Source organism: Rhodothermales bacterium, from assembly GCA_013002345.1.
In the GTDB taxonomy this organism is placed as follows: Bacteria; Bacteroidota; Rhodothermia; order Rhodothermales; family JABDKH01; genus JABDKH01.
Genome location: JABDKH010000333.1, coordinates 1 through 2,024, shown reverse-complemented (window position 1 = coordinate 2,024; position 2,024 = coordinate 1). Strand labels below are relative to the sequence as shown.

Here is a 2,024-nt window from a genome sequence, read left to right as displayed (position 1 = left end):
CGGATGGCCGGCGAATGGCGGACGTCGTCGACGTTACGCTTGAACGCAGCACCCAGGACGAGTACGCTGGCGTCTCGCAAGGCAACCGGCTGCATCGCCACCGCTTTGATGACGGCGTCGACCACGTAGTACGGCATCTCCTCGTTCGTTCGCGCTGAAAGCGTGATGAAGTTCGTCTCGAAGTCGTACCGTCGCGCCAGCCACGAGAGGTAGTACGGATCGATCGGGATGCAGTGTCCACCCAGGCCCGGACCCGGATAGAACGGCATAAAGCCGAACGGCTTGGTCGCGGCCGCGTCCACGACTTCCCACATGGATAGTCCGCCCATGCGGTCACACAGACGAGCAAGTTCGTTAACGAGCGCGATGTTCACCGACCGGAAGATGTTCTCGAGGAGTTTTTCCATCTCCGCGACTCGCGGACTCGATACGCGATGTACGTTCGCCACGATTTGCTCTGTCACGGTCGCGGCCAGATCGGTACATACGGGCGTGACGCCACCCACGACGATCGGCGTGTTGGCGGTAGTCCAGGTCGTGTTACCGGGATCAACCCGCTCCGGGCTGAACGACGCGAAGTAGTCGACGCCCAGTTCCCAACCGTGAGGATCGGCCGCCTTGCGGAGCTCGGGAAGCAGCACGTCTTCGGTAGTACCCGGATAGGTCGTGCTGCGAAGGATAATGAGCTGCCCCTTGTGCAGGCGGGCTGCAACCGCTTCGGACGCCAGGCGCACATACGTCATGTCCGGTTCCTTACTCGACGTAATCGGCGTCGGGACGCAGATGAACACGACGTCCACCTGAGACAACGCATCGAAATCGACGGTCGCTTCGAAATGACCCGATTCGACGATCGGAGCGATGTGCGAACTCGGAATATCCTGAATGTAGCTCACGCCTGCGTTCAGCTTCTCGACCTTGTCGGTGTCGACGTCCAGGCCGATGGTCTTCATACCAACGCGGGAGAACTCGACCACGAGAGGCAGGCCGACGTAGCCGAGACCCACAATGCCGACAACGGCGTCGTGCGACTGAATGCGCTGTTTGAGGTCGGCCGCCGACCCTGATCCCTTCTGCACCATGTCTGTCATTCTTATTTGAGCGTTTTGATCAATCGTGAATCAGATCGCGGAGATACCGCGAGTAGTCATTTTCCGGCATCGCGGAGACCTGTGCCTCAAGCGCTTCGCGCGATATATAGCGCATCCGATATGCGATCTCCTCCGGGCACGAAATCATCATACCCTGCCGTTCCTCTACAGCATGAACGAAGCCGGAAGCGCTCAGAAGCGACTCGTGCGTACCCGCGTCGAGCCAGGCAATTCCGCGCCCGAGCACTTCCACGTGCAGCTCTCCGTCACGGAGATAAGAGATATTGAGGTCGGTGATCTCGAGCTCGCCTCGAGATGATGGCTTCAGCGAGCGGGCACGGTCGACAACCGTCTCGTCATAGAAATAGATCCCGGGTACAGCGTACTGCGATCTGGGCTTGTCCGGCTTCTCTTCGAGACTGACCGCAACCCCATCATCATCAAATTCGATAACACCATATCGCTCCGGATCCTTCACCGAGTAGGCAAAGACTGTCGCACCCGACGTAAGCTTCGCACACGACTGCAGGATGCCGGAGAGTCCGCGGCCGTAGAAGATGTTATCGCCGAGAACGAGCGTGGCCGGCCCACCAGACAGAAACTTCTCACCAATCAAGAACGCCTCCGCGAGACCTCGAGGCTCCGCCTGCTCCGCGTACGAAATGCTTAAGCCCCACTTCGATCCGTCTTCGAGAACACGCTCGAAGCGCGACCGCTCGTCGGGAAGGCAAACCAGTAGTATCTCCCGAATCCCCGCCAGCATGAGCATGGACAGCGGGTAGTAGATCATCGGCTTGTTGTAGACCGGGAGAAGCTGCTTGCTGACGGCCGACGTGATCGGGTACAGCCGCGTGCCGTGTCCACCGGCCAGGATGATGCCTTTCATTTCGACTCCTCACGCTTCTCGTACTGTCGCTCAAACCAATCCCGGTT

General features: G+C 59.3%; 2 protein-coding genes. Both read right to left on the bottom strand.

All coding sequences use genetic code 11. From position 1 onward, the window contains the following. Window positions 1-1,082: nucleotide sugar dehydrogenase (locus HKN37_15865; GenBank protein ID NNE48128.1), on the bottom strand; the 1,082-nt coding region annotated here is incomplete at its 3' end. Window positions 1,083-1,110: 28 nt separating this feature from the next. Beyond that, window positions 1,111-1,977, bottom strand: coding sequence for a glucose-1-phosphate thymidylyltransferase RfbA (rfbA, locus tag HKN37_15860; GenBank protein NNE48127.1), 867 nt, complete (start codon window positions 1,975-1,977; stop codon window positions 1,111-1,113). Window positions 1,978-2,024 lie beyond the last annotated feature (47 nt).